Genomic DNA, 22301 nt, shown 5'->3' on the forward strand with positions numbered 1-22301 from the left:
GGTAGGTTGTCGCCAGGTAATAAACTAGGTATTAAACCTAGTTTTTTTTATGCAAAAAAACAATATATGGTAGAATATTTACATTGGCTATATATAAATTACTTTAATTCATACTATATCTAAGAATAAATTAGCAATATATCTAATATAATTAATATGGACAAAAATGAAATGTAAATATATTTTTAATATTTAGAAAATTATAAATATTAAAAGGATAAATCATTAAAAATAGAGAATAGTAAATATAAAGTATAGTCTCAAAATAGTGGGAGGTATAGCGATATGAAAGTTTATAAAGTCAATAACCTTAGAAACATTGGTATAATAGGACATAGTGATGCAGGAAAGACTAGTTTAATGGAAGCTTTATTATATTATACTGGAGCAACTGATAGATTAGGAAAAATAGAAGATGGCACAACTATAAGTGATTATGATCAAGAAGAAAAAAGGAGAAAAGTATCTATATCAACATCTGTAGGCTTATGCGAGTGGGGAGATGTTAAAATAAATTTAGTTGATACACCAGGATATTTTGACTTTGTAGGGGAAATGATTGAAGGATTAAGTGCTGTTGATTTAGCAATGATTGTGGTTTGTGGAGTTTCTGGCATACAAGTTGGAACTGAAAAAGCATTTGATTATGCTAGTGAACATAGACTTCCGAAGGCATTTTTCATAAATAAACTAGATAGAGAAAATAGCAACTTTGAGAAAGTGTTGAATCAGATTAAAGAGCGATTTGGAATTTCTGCTGTGCCTATACAATATCCAATAGGGTCAGAAGATAATTTTAGAGGAGTAATAAATGTAATATCTAGAAGAGCAAGAATATTTAATCCTAAAACTAAGAAAATGGAGGATGCAGATATTCCAGAAGAACTACTAGATAAAGTAGAAGAATGCAAACAAATGGTAATGGAATCTGTTGCAGAGATAGATGAAACTTTATTAGATAAGTATTTCAATGAAGGTGAACTAAGTGAAGAAGAAATATATAATGGTTTAATAAAAGGAGCATCTCAAGGGGAGATTACACCTATAATGTGTGGATCTTCAACAACAAGCATAGGTTTGCATACTTTACTTGAGGATATAGTAGAATGCTTCCCATCACCAATAGATACAACACTATATATGGCAAAGGATGTTAAAAATAACAGCTATACTAATATAAAAATAGAGGAAAAAGCACCATTTTCAGCATTGGTATTTAAAACAATAGCAGACCCCTTTGTAGGTAAATTATCAATGTTTAGAGTTATTACAGGAAGTGCAAAATCAGATACAGTTGTATTAAATCCAAATAAGGAAAAAGAAGAGAAGATAGGAACATTATATTTCTTAAAAGGAAAACAACAATATGCAACACCGGAAGTAAAAGCAGGAGATATAGGAGCGGTTGCTAAATTGAATTATACAAATACAGGAGACACATTATGTAGTAGTGAAAGACCATTAATTTTTGACAGAATGGAATTTCCAAGTCCAGTTTATTCAAGGGCAATAGTAACTAAAGCAAAAGGTGATGAAGATAAAATCTCAATAGGTTTAAATAAATTGTTAGATGAAGACCCTACATTTATGACAGAGAGAGATGTTGAAAATGCAGAAAATATCATATCAGGCATGGGAACCACCCATTTAGATGTTATAGTTAGCAAACTAAAATCTAAATTTGGTATAGATGTATCATTAGAGCTACCAAAGACCCCATATAGAGAGACAATTAAAAAAGTATCAGATGTTCAAGGTAAGCACAAAAAACAATCAGGTGGACATGGACAATATGGAGATGTAAAAATAAAATTTGAACCTAGATCAGATGGTGAAGATGAGTTAGAATTTGTTGACAAAGTTGTCGGAGGGGTAGTGCCAAGACAGTATATACCAGCAGTGGAAAAAGGTTTAAGAGATTGTATACAACATGGAGTTTTAGGTGGATATCCAGTAATAAGATTAAGGGCAACTTTACATGATGGTTCTTATCATCCTGTTGACTCATCAGAAATGTCATTTAAAATGGCAGCGTCATTAGCATATAAAAAGGGAATTAAAGATGCAGAACCTATTTTACTAGAACCTATAATGAAAGTAGAAATAATTGTGCCTGATGAATTCATGGGTGATGTTATAGCAGATATAAATAAGAAAAGAGGAAGAATCTTAGGTATGGAGCCAATACAAAAGAAGGGACAAAAAATATTAGGTGAAGTTCCACAGGCTGAATTATATGATTATGCTACAGATTTGAGATCAATTACCGGAGCAAGAGGAACATTTAGAACTAAATTTGAAAGATATGAAGAAGTTCCTCGTGAGATGGTAGAAAAGATAGTTAATGCTTAATAGAAAAATTTAAAAATAGATTATGATATGAATATAAATGTTCCCCTTAATCCATAATATATATAAAATATAATTGGTTAAGGGGAATTTTATGTCATACTATAAAATGAATATAAACGGAAATATTAATTTAGGAGATTACACAAATATACATGATTATATGGAAATAGTAAAACCAGAAGATGATTTTATTATTACACTTCAATCATCAAATGATGAAAATGCAGCAATACTATGTAATATATTAGAGAGTGATAAATTTAATATTTTATCTAGGGAATCTTGTAATGATGGATGCTATCAAATAGAAGCAGTAAAGAAAAGATAATTACAAAATAAGGCATATTGAGAATATGCTTTATTTTTTTCATTTTTAGATATTTTAATAAACATAATAATAGAAGAATAAAATAAATATAAAAACATAACAAAATTGTGGTAAAATATAACAATGACTTTAATTTTTTATAGGGGGATGATAATTTGGTAAGAAGATTTATTTCATATTATAAAAAGCACAAGGTTTTATTTACTATTGATATGATATGTGCATTTTTAGTTGCAACATTGGATTTGGTATTTCCAATGTTAACAAAGCAAGTATTGGATGAAGGAATACCAAATAAAGATATTAAAATGATAGTGACTTTTGCAATAGTATTAATTGTTTTATATTCTATAAAATTAGTAGCCAATTATGTGATTGCATATTGGGGACATGTTATGGGTGTAAGAATGCAATATGATATGAGAAAAGATATATTTTCTCATTTACAAACATTATCATTTAGTTACTTTGACAATAATAAGACTGGACAATTAATGTCTAGAATAGTTAATGATTTAATGGAAATTTCGGAGCTAGCACACCATGGGCCAGAAGACTTATTTATTTCTATAATTATGTTATTAGGTTCATTTATTTTATTATGTAAAATTAATGTAAAGCTTACATTAATAATATTTGCTTTTATACCACTTATAGCATGGTTTGCAATGGCTAAAAGAGTGAAAATGTCAAAATCTTTTGATAACGTTAGGGTTAAAATAGCAGAAGTAAATGGACGACTTGAAAATAGTATTTCAGGGATAAGAGTTGCAAAGGCATTTACTAATGAAGAGTATGAAATGGAAAAATTTGATGAGGACAATGTGAAGTATAAAAAAGCTAGAAGTTATGCATATAAATATATGGCAGAATTTATATCTGGAATGACTTTTATGGTGGATATACTTAATGTTGTAGTTATTGGATTTGGGGGATATTTTGCGTATAAGGAATATATAACTCCATCAGAATTAGTGGTTTATCTTATGTATATATCATATTTTATGCAACCAATAAAAAGGTTAGCATCATTTATTGAACAATATCAAAGTGGAATGTCTGGATTTAAAAGATTTGTAGAGATTATGGATACAAAGCCAGATATAAAAGAATGTGAGAATGCAATAGATTTAGATACTTTAAGAGGTGATATAGAATTTAAAAATGTTAACTTTAAATATAGTACAGGAAAGGATATTCTTAAAGATTTAAACTTAACTATAAATGATGGTGAAACTGTAGCATTAGTTGGACCTTCGGGTGGTGGTAAAACTACTATATGTCATTTAATACCTAGATTTTATGAGTTAAACGAAGGAAGTATAAAAATAGATGGTAAAAATATAAAAGATTTAAAATTGAAATCATTAAGACAAAACATAGGAATAGTTCAGCAAGAAGTATTTTTATTTACGGGAACAGTAAAAGAAAATATTTTATATGGAAATCCAATGGCATCAGATGAAGATATAGTAAAAGCAGCAAAAGAAGCTAATATACATGAATATATAGAATCATTACCTGATGGATATGATACTTTTATTGGCGAAAGAGGAATTAAGTTGTCAGGAGGACAAAAGCAGAGAATATCAATAGCAAGAATTTTTCTTAAAAATCCACCTATTCTTATACTTGATGAAGCTACATCAGCTTTAGATAATACTACTGAAATTATGATACAAAATTCTTTAGAAAAATTATCTGAAGGAAGAACAAGTATAGTAGTTGCACACAGGTTATCCACAATAAAAAATGCAGATAGAATAATCGTTATAACAAACAATGGAATATTGGAAGAGGGAAGTCATGAAGAGTTATTAGAAAACAAAGGTGCATATTATAAATTGTATAATGCACAATTTAATGGAATAATTCCTGAAAATATAGAAGTTTAACATAAATATATAATTTAAAATCTAAATTTAAATATACAAAAAATCCCCACCAAATGTAGATTAATGTATTGAAATGAAAGAAATTAGGGAAAAAATATTAAAATATATTATATGTAAAAAAAAGGAAATATAAAAGTGTTGTAGAAAATATAAATATAGAAAAAAATGGTAAAAAGGTGGGGGTAGTATGATAAAAAGCAAAGATAATGTATGTGAATTAATAAATGAGATGGGAAATTTCTCATATGAAAAGGATAATTCTATTGTAGATGTAGTATTAATGCCTCATCAATGTGTTCACATAAGATGTTATGAAGAAAGTTGTATAAAGATAAATTACTATGATTATAATAAAGGCGTATCTAAATTATATAGAGATAGAAAATATATTAATAAAGAGTTTTCCTAATTTAGGGAAACTCCTTTTCAGTTGATAAAAAAGTCTAGTTATACATTTGTTTAATAAGGATAGATATTAAGTTTTTAAGTTGATGAATGATTCTGAATATAAGAGCATTTGAATATATGGAAATAAATTCAAAAATACAATTATTTTTATTTTATTTGGGAATTCTAATTAATTTAATTGAAAATTGAAAGTTGAAAGTGAATGTAAAAATTGAATTTCCAATTTTAAAGAATGATTTTTTATTAAATTTGCAAAGCAAATTAATTGAAAACAATATAAAAACTGAATTTTATAAAATAGCCAAAGTAATAGTGATAGTTACCATTGAAACTGTGATTAGTAAGAACATTATGATGGGGAATTTATTCTCCAAAATGAACTTTTTATGGATAAATATTATACTGATTTTATTTGAAGTACAAATAAAACATTGTAGAGGGGATTTAAATCCCCGGGATATTTACCATCACTTTTTACTCTTACTTTTTACTTGGTTCCAAATATGAAAGTAGGAATAACAAGTAATTTAAGTATTATCATTTGATAAAGATATTATTTAAAATTTGAACTTGGAACCCTATAATATTAAATAATTTGATTATAAAGAATAAATTAGGGATATACTTTTTATAGGATTGTAAGTTTATCTTTAAGATCATTAATATTTATAGTGTAGTTTATAACAAGCTAACACATTTTCAAATGGCATAGAATTTGTAAGAAAAGTAGTTAGTTTTATAGATGGATTGAGATAAATTTAAAAATTCATTAAAGAAAGTTTAAAACTTTGTTTGAATTATATATAAAAGAGATATAATATTTATATAAGGTCAAAGAAAGTCAAAGTAAATAAATTGGAATAGGTGATAACTATGGCAAAGCTATCAGATTTAATAGAAGAGTTTATAAAAGAAATATTAGATGATTCACAAAATAATGTTGTTGAAATTCAAAGAAATGAATTAGCAAATTATTTTAGTTGTGCACCATCTCAGATAAATTATGTTTTAACAACAAGATTTACAAAGGAAAAAGGATATTATATCGAAAGTAGACGTGGTGGTGGTGGGTGTATAAAAATAAATAAAATAGAATACCGCTATCATAGGGGATTTTTAGATATACTAAATGAAAAAATTGGAGATTCTATAACTTATGATTCAGCAATAAGTGTGGTTGAGTCTTTAAGAGAAGCTGGAATTATAACAGTTAGTGAAGAAAATATAATAAATATAGTTTTAAATGATAGGACTTTAAATGCGGCAGGAATAAATAAGAATAACTTAAGAGCAGATATATTAAAATCAGTAATTTTCAACATACTAAATTAGGTTTATAAAAAATAAGGGAGTGAGGGTTATGCTTTGTAACAGATGTAATAAAAAAGAGGCCACTTTTCATATAAGCAGAGTTATTAATGGTGTAAAGCATGAGGAACATTTATGTGATGAGTGTGCAAGAGAAGATGATGCTTTAAATTTAATTCAAGATATGAAGTTGCCATCAGGCTTTTCATTTCAAAATATACTAAGTGGATTTATGGATTATATGAATAGCACAACAGAAACTAATTTGCCAAGTGAAGTGATTTGCAACAAATGTGGGAAAACTTATACAGAGTTTAAAAATACAGGACTTTTAGGATGTGAGAATTGTTATAGGGTATTTAAAACTACAATAGTTCCCATTATAAAAAGAGTTCAACTAAGTAATAATCACACAGGTAAAGTACCTAAAAGATCAGGAGCAGAAATAGTAAAAGTAAAACAAATAACTGAACTTAAGGAAGAACTTCAAAAAGCAATAGCCATAGAAGAATATGAAAGAGCAGCTGAAATAAGAGATAAAATCAGAATGCTTGAAAAGGAAAGTTAGGGGGTGGATAGTATGGAGAACTGGATAATATGTGAAAATGAAGATAGTAATATTATTTTAAGTACTAGAGTTAGACTTGCAAGAAATTTGAAAGGATATCCATTTCCTAATAAAATTTCTAAAGAGAAGGCAGAAGAAGTAATTGCTAAAGTTAAAGAAGTTTTATTAACAAATGATTATTTAAAAGGCAAAATTAATATATCAAATTTAAGTGATATTAATGATATTGAAAAGGATATATATTTTGAAAACCACTTAATAAGCAAAAAGCTTATAGAAAACAAAGAAATTTCAGCATTGGCTATTGATGATAAAGAAATTATGAGCATTATGATAAATGAGGAAGATCATGTAAGATTACAACTTATATGTGGTGGACTTCATTTAAAAGAATTATATGAAGAAGTAAATAAGCTAGATGACATTTTAGAAGAAAAGTTAGATTTTGCATATGATGCTAATTTAGGATATTTAACAGCATGTCCAACTAACACAGGAACAGGATTAAGAGCATCAGTAATGCTTCATTTACCAGCTTTATGCATGACAAAAGAAATAGACAATATATTTGCGGCAATAGGAAAAGTTGGAATAACTATTAGGGGAATGTATGGGGAAGGTTCCAAGGGATATGGAAGTATTTTTCAAATATCAAATCAAATAACTCTTGGACAAAGTGAAGATGAAATTATAAATGGGTTAACTGCTATGATTTATCAAATAATTGAAAAAGAAAATCTAGCAAGGAAGCAATTAAAGGAACAATATAATTATGAAATACAAAATAAAGTTATGAGAGCACTTGGAATATTAAAATCTGCAATAATTTTAGATTATAGGGAATGTATGGAGCTATTATCATTAGTTAGACTAGGAAATGATTTAGGATTTATAGAAAATGTTAATAAAGAGCTTTTAAATAGACTGATGATACAAGCTAGTGTACCTGTTATAAAATCAAAATTTAATGAAGATGTTAGAAGTAGAGAGATAAATATATATAGAGCAAAGATATTTAGAGAACAATTAAAGGATATGTAAAGGAGGAGAATGTATGTTTAATAGATTTACTGAAAGAGCTAGAAATATACTTATGTATGCTAATGATGAATCAAAGAAGTTTAAACATGGATATGTAGGAACGGAGCATATTTTATTAGGAATTTTACTAGAGGAAGATAGTATTGCTAAAAACTTATTAAATGATTTTGGTGTAAGATATGATAATTCAAAGGAATTATTAGAAACGTATATAGGATATGGAACTACTGAAATACAAATAGCACCAAATGAAATAGCATTGACACCTAGAACGAAAAGATTGTTTGAAATTAGTTTAGTGGAAGCTAGGGCATTAAATCAAAATTATATAACTCCAGAGCATATGTTATTAGCTATTATTAGAGAAGCAGAAGGTGTAGCATATACAATTTTAGCTAATTTAGGTGTAGATTTTTCTAAACTTTATAAGGAAGTTATTAATAGTATTAAAGGCGAAGAAGTTAATAATAATACAGTAAATAAGAGTAAAACTAAAACTAAAAACCTAGATAAGTATGGAAAAGATTTAACACAGTTAGCTTATGAAGGAAAGATAGATCCAATTATAGGTAGAGATAAAGAGACTGAAAGAGTTCTTGAGATATTATGTAGAAGAATGAAAAATAATCCTTGCTTAATAGGAGATCCCGGAGTAGGTAAAACAGCTATTGCGGAAGGACTAGCACAAAAGATTGTAGAGGGTAATATACCAGAAATATTAAAAGATAAAAGAGTAGTTTCCCTTGATTTATCATCAATGCTTGCAGGATCTAAATACAGAGGTGAATTTGAGGAAAGATTAAAAAATGTTATAGATGAAATATCTAAAGCTAAAGATGTAATATTATTTATAGATGAAATTCATAATATTGTTGGAGCTGGTGGAGCGGAAGGTGCAATTGATGCAGCTAACATATTAAAACCAGTATTAGCTAGAGGAGAACTTCAATGTATAGGAGCAACAACAATAGATGAATATAGAAAATATATAGAAAGAGATTCAGCATTAGAAAGAAGATTCCAATCTGTTATGGTAGAGGAACCAAGCAAGGAAGAAGCTATAGAAATTTTAAAGGGATTAAGAGATAAGTATGAAGCTCATCATAGGGTAAAAATATCAGATGAGGCAATTGAATCGTCAGTAATTTGGTCAGATAGATATATAACAGATAGGTTTTTACCAGATAAAGCAATAGACTTAATTGATGAGGCTGGAGCAAAAATGAGGATTCAAAGTTTGACTACACCAAGTAGTATTAAAGAGCTTGAAAATGATTTAGAAAAAATATCAAAGGAAAAATCAGATGCGATAACAATGCAGGATTTTGAGAAGGCTGCTAATTTAAGAGATAAGGAAAAACAATTAAAGACTCAAATAGAGACAGAAAAGAAGAATTGGACAACTAATGCAAAGGGTAGTAATTCTGTAGTAGATAAAAAAATTATAGCTAATGTAATATCTAAGTGGACTAATATTCCAGTAGAGAAACTAACAGAGACAGAAGCAGAAAGACTTTTAAAACTTGAGGATATACTTCATAAAAGAGTTATTGGACAAGAAGAAGCTGTAAGTGCAATAGCAAGGTCAGTAAGAAGAGCAAGGGTTGGACTTAAGGATTCAAAAAGACCAATAGGATCATTTATATTTTTAGGACCTACAGGAGTTGGAAAAACAGAACTTACTAAAGCATTAGCAGAAGCTATGTTTGGCGATGAAAACAATATGATAAGAATAGATATGTCTGAATATATGGAGAAGCATACTGTAGCAAAACTTATAGGAGCGCCCCCAGGATATGTGGGATTTGATGAGGGTGGACAATTAACAGAAAAGGTTAGAAGACATCCATATTCAGTAGTTTTATTTGATGAAATAGAAAAGGCGCATGTTGATGTATTTAATATATTACTTCAAATTTTAGAAGATGGAAGACTAACTGATGGTAAAGGAAAAACTGTAGATTTTAAAAATACAATAATAATAATGACATCTAACTTAGGTGCATCAACAATAAAGAAGCAAAAGAGAATAGGATTTACTAAGAGTGATTTAGAGAGAAATAGTGAACATGAGAATATGAAAGAAAATATTCTAAGTGAACTTAAAAATAATTTTAGACCAGAGTTTTTAAATAGAATAGATGATATAATAGTGTTCCATCAATTAGATGAGGAAGATTTATTAAAAATAGTAGATTTAATGTTATATACTCTTTCACAAAAATTAAAGGAACAAAATATAAATATAGAATTCGCAGATGAAGCAAAAAAATACTTAGCAAAAGAAGGATTTGATCCAACGTATGGAGCAAGACCACTAAGAAGAGCTATAACTAAAACAGTAGAAGATAATTTATCAGAAGAGATATTACTAGGTAATGTTAAATCAGGTGATAGTGTTATAGTTACAGTAGAAAATGACAAATTAAAATTTAATAAAGGAAATCTATAAAAGTTTTTAAATAAAAATATAATTTGAATGTAAAATAATCTGCATTCAAATTATATTTTTTTATATATTAACAATGTAAAATAAATCTTAACTTATTGTATAATATATTTAAAACAGGATTAAACTTAAACTATATAAAGCATTTAAATATAGAAGTAAGATTTAGAAGGAGAAATTTATGGCGAAGAGTAAAACAGTATATGTTTGTAGTCAATGTGGGCATGAATCACCTAAATGGTCAGGGAAATGCTTAAATTGCAATAGTTGGAATACAATGAGTGAAGAAATTAAAGCACCAGAAAAAAGTGTTAGTTTTAATAGAGCAGTAACAACAAGTGGAAGTAGTAAACCACAAAATGTTAAGGATATAAAATCTAGTAAACAAGAAAGATTAGATACTGGAATAAATGAACTTAATAGAGTTTTAGGGGGAGGCCTAGTTAAAGGATCATTAACATTAATTTCGGGTGATCCGGGAATAGGAAAATCTACTATACTGTTGCAAGCCGCAAAAAAAATAGCAGATAAGTACGGAAAAGTATTGTATGTTTCTGGTGAGGAATCAGAAGAACAAATAAAAATGAGAGCTGAGAGATTAGACTGTGTAGCTGAAAAATTATATATAGTATCTGAAACTAATATCTCATCTATTGAAGAACATATAAAAGATATTGAACCAGCATTTGTTATAATAGACTCAATTCAGACCTTATATAAAATGGAAATATCATCAGCGCCAGGAAGTGTTTCACAAGTAAGGGAATGTAGTAATGATCTTATGAGAATAGGAAAAACTAAGAATATTCCACTTTTCATAGTAGCACATGTAACTAAACAAGGAGAATTAGCAGGACCTAGAGTTTTAGAACATATGGTTGATACTGTTTTATATTTTGAAGGTGAGAGAACACAAGAGTTTAGGATATTAAGAACTATAAAAAATCGTTTTGGAGCAACTAGTGAAATTGGGGTTTTTGAGATGCGAGAAAGTGGACTAGAGGAGATTGTTGATGCTTCAAGTGTATTTCTACAAGAAACATCTTTTGGACAAGAAGGAGCAACTATAATTGCAACTATGGAGGGTACAAGACCACTTTTAGTTGAGATTCAAGCATTAGTTAGTGAAACAAAAGCAGTTATGCCAAGAAGGACAACAGTAGGTGTTGATGTTCAAAGAATGAACTTAATATTAGCTGTTTTAGAAAAAAAATTAAAAATACCATTTTACAGTAGCGATGTATATGTTAATGTAGTAGGTGGGTTAACATTAGATGGAACTTTTGGGGACTTAGGAATAGCAGTGGCATTAATGTCTAGTGCAAAGGGAAAAGTAATAAAAATAGAAAGACCATTATTTGTTGGAGAAATTGGACTAACAGGGGAAGTTAGGCCAGTATCAAGTATAGAAAAAATAACAAATGAGGCTATAAAAATGGGATTTAAAAATATAATTTTACCTCACAGAAATAAAGAAAAATTAAATATAAAAAATAGTGATGTAAATATTATAGGAATAAGCACTTTAAAAGATGTAGTTCAAAAAGTATTTTAATATATAACAAATTAAAAATGATAAAAATAAAATTGCGTATTAGGAGTAGTATATTTTATGAAAGAGGAAAGAAAAAATAAATTAATAGAAGTACTTAAAATGATGGCTCCCGGAACCTTGCTTAGAGAAGGTCTTGATAATATACTAAGGGCGAAAACAGGGGGACTTGTGGTTCTAGATGATAGTAAAGAAATTCTAAGTATAACAGATGGTGGATTTAAAATAAATGCAGAATATACACCTTCTTATTTATATGAACTAGCTAAAATGGATGGTGCTATTATAGTAAGCAAAAATTTGAAAACAATATTATTAGCAAATACACAATTACTACCTAGCTCTTCAATAAATACTTATGAAACAGGCACAAGACATAGAACAGCACAAAGGGTAGCAAGACAAACAGGAACTACAGTTATAGCTATATCTCAAAGAAGAAACATAATAAGTGTATATAAAGGCGATTTTAAATACATATTAAGAGAGAGTGCCGAAGTATTAGCAAAAGCTAATCAAGCATTACATACACTAGAAAAATATACATCAGTGTTTGATAGATCATTAACAAATTTAAATATTATAGAGATTAGTGGAACAGTAACGTTATTTGATATTACAGTTATAGTTCAAAAAATTGAACTTATGAAAAGAATCATAAAAGAGATTGAAATATATATATATGAGCTAGGAAATGAAGGTAGACTTTTAGAAATGCAGCTAAATGAGCTTGTAAAAGATACTGAGGAAGAAGCTGATTATATTTTAAAAGATTACTGTGAAACAGAAGATAATTATAAGAATGTTTATAAAAACTTATCAAAGCTCACAGAAAAAGAACTTGTGGAGCTTAATAATATAGCAAAAATATTAGGATATAGTAATCAGTCATTAACTGAAAAAATAGTATATCCAAAAGGTTATAGAGTTTTAAACAAGATATATAGAATTCCAGCATCAGTGATTGACAATATAATAAAGGATTTTAAGGAATTAAGATTTGTATTAGATGCAACAGTAGAAGATTTAGATTCTGTAGAAGGAATTGGAGAAGTAAGAGCTAAATTTATAAGAGAATGGCTTAATAAATTTAAAGAACAATATCATATTGAAAAGGAAATATAGCACAATAAAATTGTGCTATATAATTATTATTTCAATGTGTACTTTCCAAGAGTAGATATATTTTTATATTCTTTTAATAAAATATCATATAAATTCAAATCTAAAGAATTACAAATGGAAGCCAAGTAAAATAAGTGATTGCCGAGTTCTTTCTCCAACACATCTTTACAATTAGAACATGGCTCACCAACTATATGATTACTATATGACTCTGATAAGCAGTCATATAAAGCATCATCTAAATTTTCCGGTAGTGATTGTTTGCTAGCTTCAACCTGTAAACAACCACATGATGTAACACATTTAACGACAGATCTATTAATTCTAGATTGAGACTCATCTAATTTAGTAAGAATATCTAGAATGCTTTTATGTCTCAATAAACATTCATCAACACAATTTTGAAATTCGTCAACAATTAAATCTTTCATTATCTTTCAACTCCTTATGAAAACAAAAATATATTTCAGTTAAAAAATAAAACAATAGATGGAATGTCTATATAATATATCAGGAAAAAAGAAAATGATAGGGGGTCATAAAAGTAACATTTTAACAATGTTAAAAACATGTAATATATAAAATTTTATATCAAAATTTATAGGAATTTAGTGGTATAATATAATAATTAATAAATAACAAGATAATTTATTGAAATAATAGATTTAATAATATATATTATTATAAATGGATATTATTATTAAATTTTGTCAATAATTAAATAGGAGGTGAATAGCTTGTTAAAAAGAATATTACGTTTGCTTATAACTTTAGGGGGAGGTAGCCTAGGCTATATAATTGGCAAAATAACAGTAGATTCTAATCTACTATCAAAGGTAGGTATAAATACAGGGTCATCTGTAAAATCAATCTTAGTTATTATATTTTCTATATTATTGTTTATGGTATTATTTTATTTTATATCTTCTTATGTCACTAAATTAATCATTAAATCAATTGATTATTTAGAGAAAAGAATACAAAAGCTACCTACTGCAGATATGGTTTTAGGAATAATTGGAGGAGTTTTAGGTCTCATAGTAGCATCATTGCTTTCAAGTTTAGTAAAAACAGCATCAGCTTTATCGACAATAGTAACATTTATTATGACTTTAGTATTTGTTGTAGTATGTGCAGATGTTGCTGTAAGAAAGAAAGATGATATACTTGCAATGTTTTCAAATTTTAAAAGACCATCAACTACTAAAGAAGGAAAAACAAAAAATATACCAAAAGGAACAGCTAAAGTTTTAGATACTTCTGTAATAATTGATGGTAGAATATTTGATCTTTGTCAAACTGGATTTATAGAAGGTACTTTGGTTATACCAAATTTTGTATTAGACGAATTAAGACATATAGCTGATTCAGGTGATGGTTTAAAAAGAAATAGAGGACGAAGAGGTTTAGACATATTAAATAAAATTCAAAAAGAATTAAGTATAAAAGTTCAAATTTGGGAAGGGGATTTCAAAGAAATACCTGAAGTTGATACCAAGCTATTGAAATTGGCACAAGTATTAAATGGAAAAGTAATTACAAATGATTATAACCTTAATAAAGTTGCAGAATTTCAAGGTGTACCTGTTTTAAATATAAATGAACTTGCAAATGCTATTAAACCGGTTGTATTACCGGGAGAAGATATGAAAATACAAATAGTTAAGGATGGAAAAGAGGCAGGACAAGGCCTTGCATATTTAGATGATGGAACTATGATTGTTGTTGAAGATGGAAGAGGACATATTGGTGAAAATATATCTGTAACTGTTACATCTGTACTTCAAACATCAGCAGGAAGAATGATTTTTGCAAAAACTAAATTAGGAGCTTAAATTTCATATGAAAATTAGTGTTATAATATTAGCTGCTGGAAAAGGTAAAAGAATGGGAGCTAATAAAAATAAACAATTTATCGAAATAATGAATAAACCAATCTTATATTACACAATAAAGGCTTTTGAAAACAATGATTCTATTGATGAAATAGTACTAGTTGCATCTAAAGAAGAAATTAGTTACTGTAAAGCGCAAATAGTAGAAAAATACAGTTTTAAAAAAGTTCTTAAAATAATAGAGGGTGGAAAAGAAAGACAAAACTCAGTTCTAAATGGATTAAAATCTATGGATGATACTGATATAGTACTTATACATGACGGAGCAAGACCTTTTGTATCAGATGATATAATAAATAATTGTATTAAATATGCAAATATTTATGGGGCAACTGCATGTGGTGTATTGCCTAAGGATACTATAAAAATTAGAGATGATAGTAGTTTTAGTTTAAGCACACCTAAGAGAGAAAATTTATTTGCAGTGCAAACTCCGCAAGGATTTAAATATGATTTAATATTACAGTGTCATAAAAAGGTTGAAAATGATAATAAGATTGTAACGGATGACACTATGGTTGTTGAAAGTTACGGCAATAAAGTATATCTATATGATGGTAGTTACAATAACATAAAGATAACAACACCAGAAGATTTGATTATGGCAGAAAAGTTTATTAATACTTTAAAATGATTATTTAAAGACATAGTAGTTCTCTTGACAGAAAAAATGTAAATGTGGTATATTCATTTTAATTCGAAAAATATTATAGTAAAGAGTGCGATGATGAAGACTAGTAGAAATTACTATACAGAGAGAAAATTCTAGGCTGAAAGATTTTCAACAATTTTGAACCTACTTCTGAGCTGTAGATAAAAACTACCGGTATATATACCGTTATAAATTATTAGAGTACAAATTTAGGTGGTACCGCGATATAACTCGCCCTAAAACAGGGCGAGTTTTTTTATTGTTTAAATTTAATTGTAAAATAGCAATATGTGTATGTAAATTTTAATTTTGCACATATATTGGAAAATATATGAAGGAGAGTGGCGATATGAAATTATCAAATATGTTTTTAGGAACTTTAAGAGAAGTTCCAGCAGAAGCAGAAATATTAAGTCATCAGTTAATGCTTAGAGCAGGAATGATGAGAAAGTTAGCATCAGGAGTATATAACTATCTTCCAATAGGCTTAAGAGTATTAAAAAATGTTGAAAATATAGTTAGAGAAGAAATGGATAATGCTGGTGCGCAAGAATTTTTATGTTCTGCATTATTACCATCTGAACTTTGGAAAGAGTCAGGAAGATGGGATGTAATGGGTGAAGAAATGTTTAGGTTACAGGATAGAAATGAGAGAGAATTTTGTCTTGGACCAACACATGAGGAAATATTCACTGATTTTGCAAGAAATGAAATTAAATCATATAAACAATTACCAATAAATCTATATCAAATTCAAACTAAATATAGAGATGAAAGAAGACCAAGATTTGGAGTTATGAGATCAAGAGAGTTTGTTATGAAAGATGCATATTCTTTTGATAGAAATGAAGAAGGTTTAGATATTTCATATAACAAAATGTATGATGCATATCACAATATATTCAATAGATGTAAATTAGATTTTAGTCCTGTAGAAGCAGATTCAGGAGCAATGGGCGGATCTGGTTCAGCTGAATTTATGGTTAAATCAGAAGTTGGAGAAGATGAATTAGTATTCTGTACTTGTTGTAATTATGCAGCTAATGTAGAGAAAGCTCCAGCAATTCCAGAAGAAATGGCAAAAGAAGAAATGAAGGAATTAAACAAAATACACACTCCAAATATAAAAACTATAGATGAATTAGTATCTTCATTGAAAATAGATAAGAAAAAGCTAGCAAAAACACTTCTTGTTAAGGCTGATGATAAAATAGTAGCCATAATGATAAGAGGCGACAGAGAAATGAATGAAATAAAAGTTGCAAACGCATTAGGTGGTGTGGTAGAATTCAGAATGTGTGATAGCGAAGAAGTTATGAAAGCGACTAATGCACAAGTTGGTTTTGCAGGACCAATAGGAATAAAAGTGGATAAACTTTTCATAGATGAAGAAGTTACAAAAATGTATAACTTCGTAGTTGGTGCTAACGAAACTGATTATCATTTTGAAAACGTTAATTTTAACAAAGACTTCAATGGTATAGTTGGAGATTTTAGAAAAATAACTATCGAAGATAAATGCCCAAAATGCGGTAAAGAAATAACTATCGCTAGAGGAGTTGAAGTTGGACACATCTTTAAATTAGGAACTAAATATTCAGAATCAATGAATGCTAATTTTATAGATGAAGACGGAAAAAATAAACCACTTATTATGGGATGTTATGGTATAGGTATAAATAGAACTATGGCAGCTATAATAGAACAACATCACGATGAAAATGGAATAGTATGGCCAATGGAAATTGCTCCATATCATGTAGTTGTAGTTCCAGCAGTTATGAAAAATGAAGCACAAGTTAAAGCTGCAGAAGAATTATATGATAAATTAAGAGGGTTAGGAATACAAGCTCTTCTAGATGACAGAAATGAAAGAGTTGGAGTTAAGTTTAAGGATTCAGAACTTATAGGAATACCAATGAGAATTACTGTAGGTAAAAAAATAGAAGATGGAATTGTAGAATTTAAGCTTAGAAATAATGGAGAATTAGAAGAAATTAAGTTATCAGAGGTCATAGAAAGAGTTTCCAAAGAAATTAATAAAAAAAATTAAAATAAAATAAAAAAATAATTTGAACAACTGTTCAAATTATTTTATAATAGACATGTAAAGATTTACGAAAGCAAAAAAGTGAATCTTTACATGTTAAATAAATAGGTACATATAAAATTTACTTAACTTTATGAACATAAAAAATATTAGGGTTTAATTGTCAGGAATGTGTTAGTGGTATGATAATAAGTTTTTTAAGCAACAATATATAATAAGTTTCAAAGAATTACAAATAATGTGATAAAGAAGGAGAGAATTATCATGATAACATTAGCTGACGTAAAAAAAGCGCAAGAAAATTTAAAGGGAGTAGCAAGAAGAACTCCATTATTCGTTTCTTCAACATTTTCTAAACAAACAGGATACGAAGTATATTTAAAATGTGAAAATAAACAAAAAACTGGTTCTTTCAAGTTAAGAGGAGCATACAATAAGGTTGCATCTTTAACTGATGAAGAAAGAGCAAGAGGAGTTGTTGCTTCATCAGCAGGAAATCATGCTCAAGGAGTTGCTTATGCTGCTACAGCATTCGGAATAAAATCAACAATCTGTATGCCAGTAACTGCACCACTTGCAAAAGTTCAAGCAACTAAGAACTATGGTGCTACAGTTATACAACACGGGGAAGTTTATGATGATTGTTATGCAAAAGCTGTAGAAGTACAAAAAGAAACAGGTGCTACATTCTTACACCCATTCGATGATGAATATGTAATGGCAGGACAAGGAACAATTGCACTTGAAATATTAGAAGATTTACCAGAAGTTGATACTATAATAGTACCAATCGGTGGAGGTGGAATTATTTCTGGAATAGCTGTTGCTGCTAAAGCAATAAAACCAGAAGTAAAAATAATCGGTGTTCAAGCAGAAGTAATAGCATCAAGTAAAGCATCACTTGAAAAAGGTGAAATAGTTACAGTTAATGGATCAAAATCATTAGCAGATGGTATATCAGTTAAAACACCAGGAACTAAAACATTTGAAGTTATTAAAAAATATGTAGATGAAATAGTTACAGTTACTGAAGATGAAATAGCAAATGCAATATTTTCACTAGTTGAAAGAAATAAAGTTGTTGCAGAAGGTGCTGGAGCTACTCCATTAGCAGCGTTATTATCTGGAAAGATAAAAAATGCTGGAGAAAAAGTTGTTGCAGTTGTTAGTGGTGGAAACATCGATATAGCTACAGTTGCAAAAATCATCGACAGACAATTAGTATTAAATGAAAGAAGAATAAGCATTCAATTTGAAATAAAAGATAAAATAGGACAATTAGGAACATTAATTTCTGATATAGCTGATTTAGGTGGAAACGTTTCTAAAGTTAAACATGATAGAAACTGGAATCCAAAAGGATTAGACTATTCTAACATAGAAATAGAAATAGAAACTGAATCAAAAGAACATGCTAATATGATAAGAAAATCATTAGGAGCAAAAGGATATTCATTCGAAGATTCAAGAAAATAGAATTTTGATATAAGTTAAAAGCGATTACATTTTTAATGTAATCGCTTTTGTCTTATAATAAAATAATTATGTTCTCATAATTATTTTATATTGAAAAAAGATTTTTTTTTGTTAAGCTTATAATATAGAAATTAATTGTGTAAAGTTAGAAGTATATACATAAAATTAAGAATTAGAAATTCAAATAATAACAAAAATCTTATTATAAAAGATATAATTTAAATAATTATGGAAAATAGTAATTTAGAATGAGGAGTGTAATATGGAATTTGACTTAATAAAGAATAAATTCTCAAAAGAAGAGATTACTCAATTAAATCCTTTAGTTTTGGCATTGATAGGAGATGCTGTTTATGAAGTTGTTGTAAGAACATACTTAACATCCAAACATAGGGGGATGAACGTAAATAAGTTACATAATAAAACTGTGGGTTATGTAAAGGCTACATCTCAGTGTAAATATATGAAGCTAATTATCGATGATTTAGAAGATGATGAAATGGCTATATTTAAAAGAGGTAGAAATACAAAATCACATACACCCAAAAATAGTGATGTAGTTGAATATAAATGGGCAACAGGCTTTGAAGCATTAGTAGGATATCTTTACTTAAATAATAAAGAAGAAAGATTAAACTTTCTATTAGGTAAAGTACTTAACGAGGAAGGTGAAGATAAAAATGTTGAAAGTTAAATTAATAGAACATACACCTAATCCAGAGAAGGTTGTAGCAGCATCAGCAAAATTATGTTATAGCCAAGTTGGAGTAGATGAAATATTAGAAGGATTAGATGGTGAAAAAACTGAGAAATTTGTAAATATGCTTATGAGTTATGGACATTTTTCGACAATTGAGCATATAAGCTTTACATTTGCAATAGAGGGAGTTTCAAGAACGTTAACTCATCAATTAGTTAGACATAGATTAGCTTCTTATTCTCAGCAAAGTCAAAGATATGTAAAATTAAATGCATTTGAGTACATAACACCTCCTAGTATAGAAAATAATGAAGAAGCAAAGAAAATATTTACTGAGGCAATGAAAAAAGATCAAGAAGACTATGATAAAATTGTAGAAATATTATTTAATGAAAGTTTTAACAACAAGATTGAAAATTATATGAATGACAATAATATTAACAATGTAAATGAAATAGATGAAAAAGTAAAAAAAGCATTTAAAAGAGATTGTGAAAAAAGAGCTATAGAAGATGCAAGGTATGTATTCCCTAATGCTTGTGAAACTAAAATAATGGTTACTATGAATGCAAGGACTCTAATGAACTTTTTTGCACATAGATGTTGTGAGAGAGCGCAATGGGAAATAAGACAAATGGCTGATTTAATGCTTAAAGAAGTTAAAAAAGTAGCACCAACTATATTTAAATATGCTGGGCCATCTTGTTTAAAGGGAGCATGTCCAGAAGGAACAATGACATGTGGAAATATAAAAATAATAAAGGAAAAATACAGTAAATTTTAAAACGAAAGAGGTTATCTTATGGGTAAAGAAAAAAGAAAAAATATAGAAAAAAACATTTCAAAAAAGCAAATTGTAAAAGATGTAATGAGAGAAGATATAATAGAGGGAAGAAATGCTGTAATTGAAGCATTAAAATCAGATAGAACTGTAGAGCAAATATTAGTTGCTAAGGGAGAAATGAAAGGTTCTATAAATGTAGTATTAGGACTTGCAAAAGAAAAGGGAATAGTTGTAAAAAATGTAGAAAAAGCAAAACTTGATGATATGTCATTAACTGCTTCTCATCAAGGTGTAATTGCAAAGGTAACGCCTTATAATTACTTTGAAGTGAAAGATATTATTGATTATGCAAAATCAAAAGATGAAAAGCCTTTTATTATAATTTTAGATGAAATAGAAGATCCTCATAATTTTGGTTCAATAATAAGAACGGCAGAAGTTTGTGGAGCACATGGTATAATAATACCTAAGAGGAAAAATGTAGGGGTAACACCAACGGTTTACAAAACTTCAGCTGGAGCAACTGAACACATGAGGATTGCAAAAGTAACTAATATAAATAGTACAATAGATGAATTAAAAGAATTAGGCCTTTGGGTTTATGGTGCAGATATGTCAGGTGAAGTTTGTTACAATGTTGATTTTAGTGGAGCTGTAGCATTAGTAATAGGTAGTGAAGGAAGAGGAATATCAAAATTAACAAAGGAAAAATGTGATGTATTAATTAAAATTCCTATGGTTGGTAAAATAACTTCTTTAAATGCCTCTGTTGCTGGCGGAATGTTAATGTACGAGGTGTTAAAGCAAAAACTAAAATAGTTTTTGTTGTTAAACGTGAAAAGAATATTTGTTGATGGATATAATGTAATAAATAGTTGGCCAGAACTTAGAAATATTAAAGACTATAGCTATGAATCGGCTAGGGCGAAACTACTTGATATAATGCTTAATTATGCAGCGTTTTGTGGGTGCAAAATAGAAATTGTTTATGACGCGCATTTAGTTAAAGGAGCATGTGAGAAAAAAGAAAAAAGAGATAAGGTTACAGTAATATTCACTAAAGAGGGCGAAACAGCCGATATGTATATAGAAAAGAAAGTGAATATGATAGGAAAAAAATTTGAAGTATATGTAGTTACGTCTGATTCGATAGAACAACAAATTACATTTCAAAGAGGTGCTAATAGAGTGTCTTCTTTGGAATTCTATCATCAGGTAACTGACATAGATAAAAAAATTAATAAAAAGTATGAAAAAAATTATTCTGAAAATAGAAATTTATTTTCTGATATGTTAGATAATGACATTCTAGAGATTTTTGAGAAGATGAGACGGGGAAAATAATCAAACTTGACACAACTGGATAATAATGTATAATTCAATTTGAGGTCATATTTGTTTTGGAGGGGATGCTGTTGGAGAAAAGGGGTTGTGAAGAAGGAATTAAATCTCAATTTTCAGGAAAAACTGATGAAGAAGTAGTGGAATTAGCTAGAAATGGGGATAAACAAGCATTGGAGTATTTGTTATCAAAATATGAAAATTTTGTAAGAGGCAAAGCTAAGTCATACTTTTTAATAGGAGCAGATAGGGAAGATATATATCAAGAAGGGATGATTGGTCTATTTAAATCTATAAGAGATTTTAGAGAGGATAAACTATCATCTTTTAAAGCATTTGCTGAATTGTGTGTGACAAGGCAGATTATAACGGCGGTT

20 protein-coding genes and 1 other annotated feature are annotated in these 22301 nt (G+C 28.5%); of the genes, 19 read left to right on the plus strand and 1 reads right to left on the minus strand.

The window, feature by feature from the left end; translation table 11 throughout:
* Positions 1–285 precede the first annotated feature (285 nt).
* From fusA to disA, 10 genes are all read left to right on the plus strand, one after another.
* Complete coding sequence (gene fusA / locus BN346_RS01180) at positions 286–2352, plus strand: elongation factor G (protein ID WP_034438496.1); 2067 nt, start codon at positions 286–288, stop codon at positions 2350–2352.
* Between the two features lie 91 nt (positions 2353–2443).
* Positions 2444–2680 carry a hypothetical protein gene (locus BN346_RS01185; protein WP_034438499.1) on the plus strand — a complete coding sequence of 79 codons (237 nt, stop codon included), beginning with the start codon at positions 2444–2446 and terminating at the stop codon, positions 2678–2680.
* 155 nt (positions 2681–2835) lie between these two features.
* Positions 2836–4575 (plus strand): ABC transporter ATP-binding protein, encoded by a 1740-nt coding sequence (locus tag BN346_RS01190; RefSeq protein ID WP_034438501.1) that lies wholly within the window; start codon positions 2836–2838, stop codon positions 4573–4575.
* Positions 4576–4762: 187 nt separating this feature from the next.
* On the plus strand, positions 4763–4984 hold the full coding sequence (locus BN346_RS01195) for a hypothetical protein (RefSeq protein ID WP_034438505.1): 222 nt from the start codon (positions 4763–4765) through the stop codon (positions 4982–4984).
* Between the two features lie 872 nt (positions 4985–5856).
* Entirely contained in the window at positions 5857–6315 is a 459-nt protein-coding gene (locus BN346_RS01205; protein WP_034438510.1) for a CtsR family transcriptional regulator, read from the plus strand.
* A gap of 28 nt (positions 6316–6343) precedes the next feature.
* The gene (locus BN346_RS01210; RefSeq protein ID WP_034438514.1) at positions 6344–6859 is read left to right on the plus strand and encodes a UvrB/UvrC motif-containing protein; all 516 of its coding nucleotides are present in this window, start codon (positions 6344–6346) and stop codon (positions 6857–6859) included.
* A 12-nt stretch (positions 6860–6871) separates the two neighbouring features.
* Positions 6872–7900 carry a protein arginine kinase gene (locus BN346_RS01215; protein ID WP_034438517.1) on the plus strand — a complete coding sequence of 343 codons (1029 nt, stop codon included), beginning with the start codon at positions 6872–6874 and terminating at the stop codon, positions 7898–7900.
* Positions 7901–7913: 13 nt separating this feature from the next.
* Positions 7914–10352, plus strand: a complete 2439-nt coding sequence (locus BN346_RS01220) for an ATP-dependent Clp protease ATP-binding subunit (protein WP_034438520.1) — start codon at positions 7914–7916, stop codon at positions 10350–10352.
* Between the two features lie 178 nt (positions 10353–10530).
* A complete protein-coding gene (radA, locus tag BN346_RS01225) occupies positions 10531–11904 on the plus strand; it encodes a DNA repair protein RadA (RefSeq protein ID WP_034438522.1) in 1374 nt (457 codons plus the stop codon).
* A 57-nt stretch (positions 11905–11961) separates the two neighbouring features.
* Complete coding sequence (gene disA / locus BN346_RS01230) at positions 11962–13026, plus strand: DNA integrity scanning diadenylate cyclase DisA (RefSeq protein ID WP_034438526.1); 1065 nt, start codon at positions 11962–11964, stop codon at positions 13024–13026.
* 26 nt (positions 13027–13052) lie between these two features.
* Here disA and BN346_RS01235 read toward each other — a convergent pair whose 3' ends face one another.
* The gene (locus tag BN346_RS01235) at positions 13053–13457 is read right to left on the minus strand and encodes a nucleoside triphosphate pyrophosphohydrolase family protein (RefSeq protein ID WP_034438529.1); all 405 of its coding nucleotides are present in this window, start codon (positions 13455–13457) and stop codon (positions 13053–13055) included.
* A gap of 306 nt (positions 13458–13763) precedes the next feature.
* Here BN346_RS01235 and BN346_RS01240 point away from each other — a divergent pair, with 306 nt between their 5' ends.
* From BN346_RS01240 to BN346_RS01280, 9 genes are all read left to right on the plus strand, one after another.
* A complete protein-coding gene (locus tag BN346_RS01240) occupies positions 13764–14861 on the plus strand; it encodes a PIN/TRAM domain-containing protein (RefSeq protein ID WP_034438531.1) in 1098 nt (365 codons plus the stop codon).
* Between the two features lie 7 nt (positions 14862–14868).
* Positions 14869–15555, plus strand: coding sequence for a 2-C-methyl-D-erythritol 4-phosphate cytidylyltransferase (gene ispD / locus BN346_RS01245; RefSeq protein ID WP_034438533.1), 687 nt, complete (start codon positions 14869–14871; stop codon positions 15553–15555).
* Positions 15556–15636: 81 nt separating this feature from the next.
* Positions 15637–15815 (plus strand) — a binding site (T-box leader).
* 107 nt (positions 15816–15922) lie between these two features.
* Positions 15923–17626: a proline--tRNA ligase gene (locus BN346_RS01250; RefSeq protein WP_034438535.1), complete on the plus strand. Its 1704-nt coding sequence runs from the start codon at positions 15923–15925 to the stop codon at positions 17624–17626.
* A 258-nt stretch (positions 17627–17884) separates the two neighbouring features.
* Positions 17885–19099, plus strand: a complete 1215-nt coding sequence (gene ilvA, locus BN346_RS01255; RefSeq protein ID WP_034438539.1) for a threonine ammonia-lyase — start codon at positions 17885–17887, stop codon at positions 19097–19099.
* A gap of 262 nt (positions 19100–19361) precedes the next feature.
* Entirely contained in the window at positions 19362–19793 is a 432-nt protein-coding gene (locus BN346_RS01260) for a Mini-ribonuclease 3 (protein WP_034438537.1), read from the plus strand.
* A complete protein-coding gene (thyX, locus tag BN346_RS01265) occupies positions 19780–20583 on the plus strand; it encodes an FAD-dependent thymidylate synthase (protein WP_101541659.1) in 804 nt (267 codons plus the stop codon). Before BN346_RS01260 ends, thyX begins: the two co-directional genes overlap by 14 nt.
* An 18-nt stretch (positions 20584–20601) precedes the next feature.
* The gene (rlmB, locus tag BN346_RS01270; protein ID WP_051539843.1) at positions 20602–21402 is read left to right on the plus strand and encodes a 23S rRNA (guanosine(2251)-2'-O)-methyltransferase RlmB; all 801 of its coding nucleotides are present in this window, start codon (positions 20602–20604) and stop codon (positions 21400–21402) included.
* Positions 21403–21417: 15 nt separating this feature from the next.
* A complete protein-coding gene (locus tag BN346_RS01275; protein ID WP_034438543.1) occupies positions 21418–21927 on the plus strand; it encodes an NYN domain-containing protein in 510 nt (169 codons plus the stop codon).
* Between the two features lie 65 nt (positions 21928–21992).
* The coding region (locus BN346_RS01280) for a sigma-70 family RNA polymerase sigma factor (protein WP_034438545.1) at positions 21993–22301 on the plus strand (309 nt) is incomplete at its 3' end.

It is taken from the genome of Clostridium ihumii AP5 (genome assembly GCF_000612845.1).
Taxonomy (GTDB): domain Bacteria; phylum Bacillota; class Clostridia; order Clostridiales; family Clostridiaceae; genus Clostridium_J; species Clostridium_J ihumii.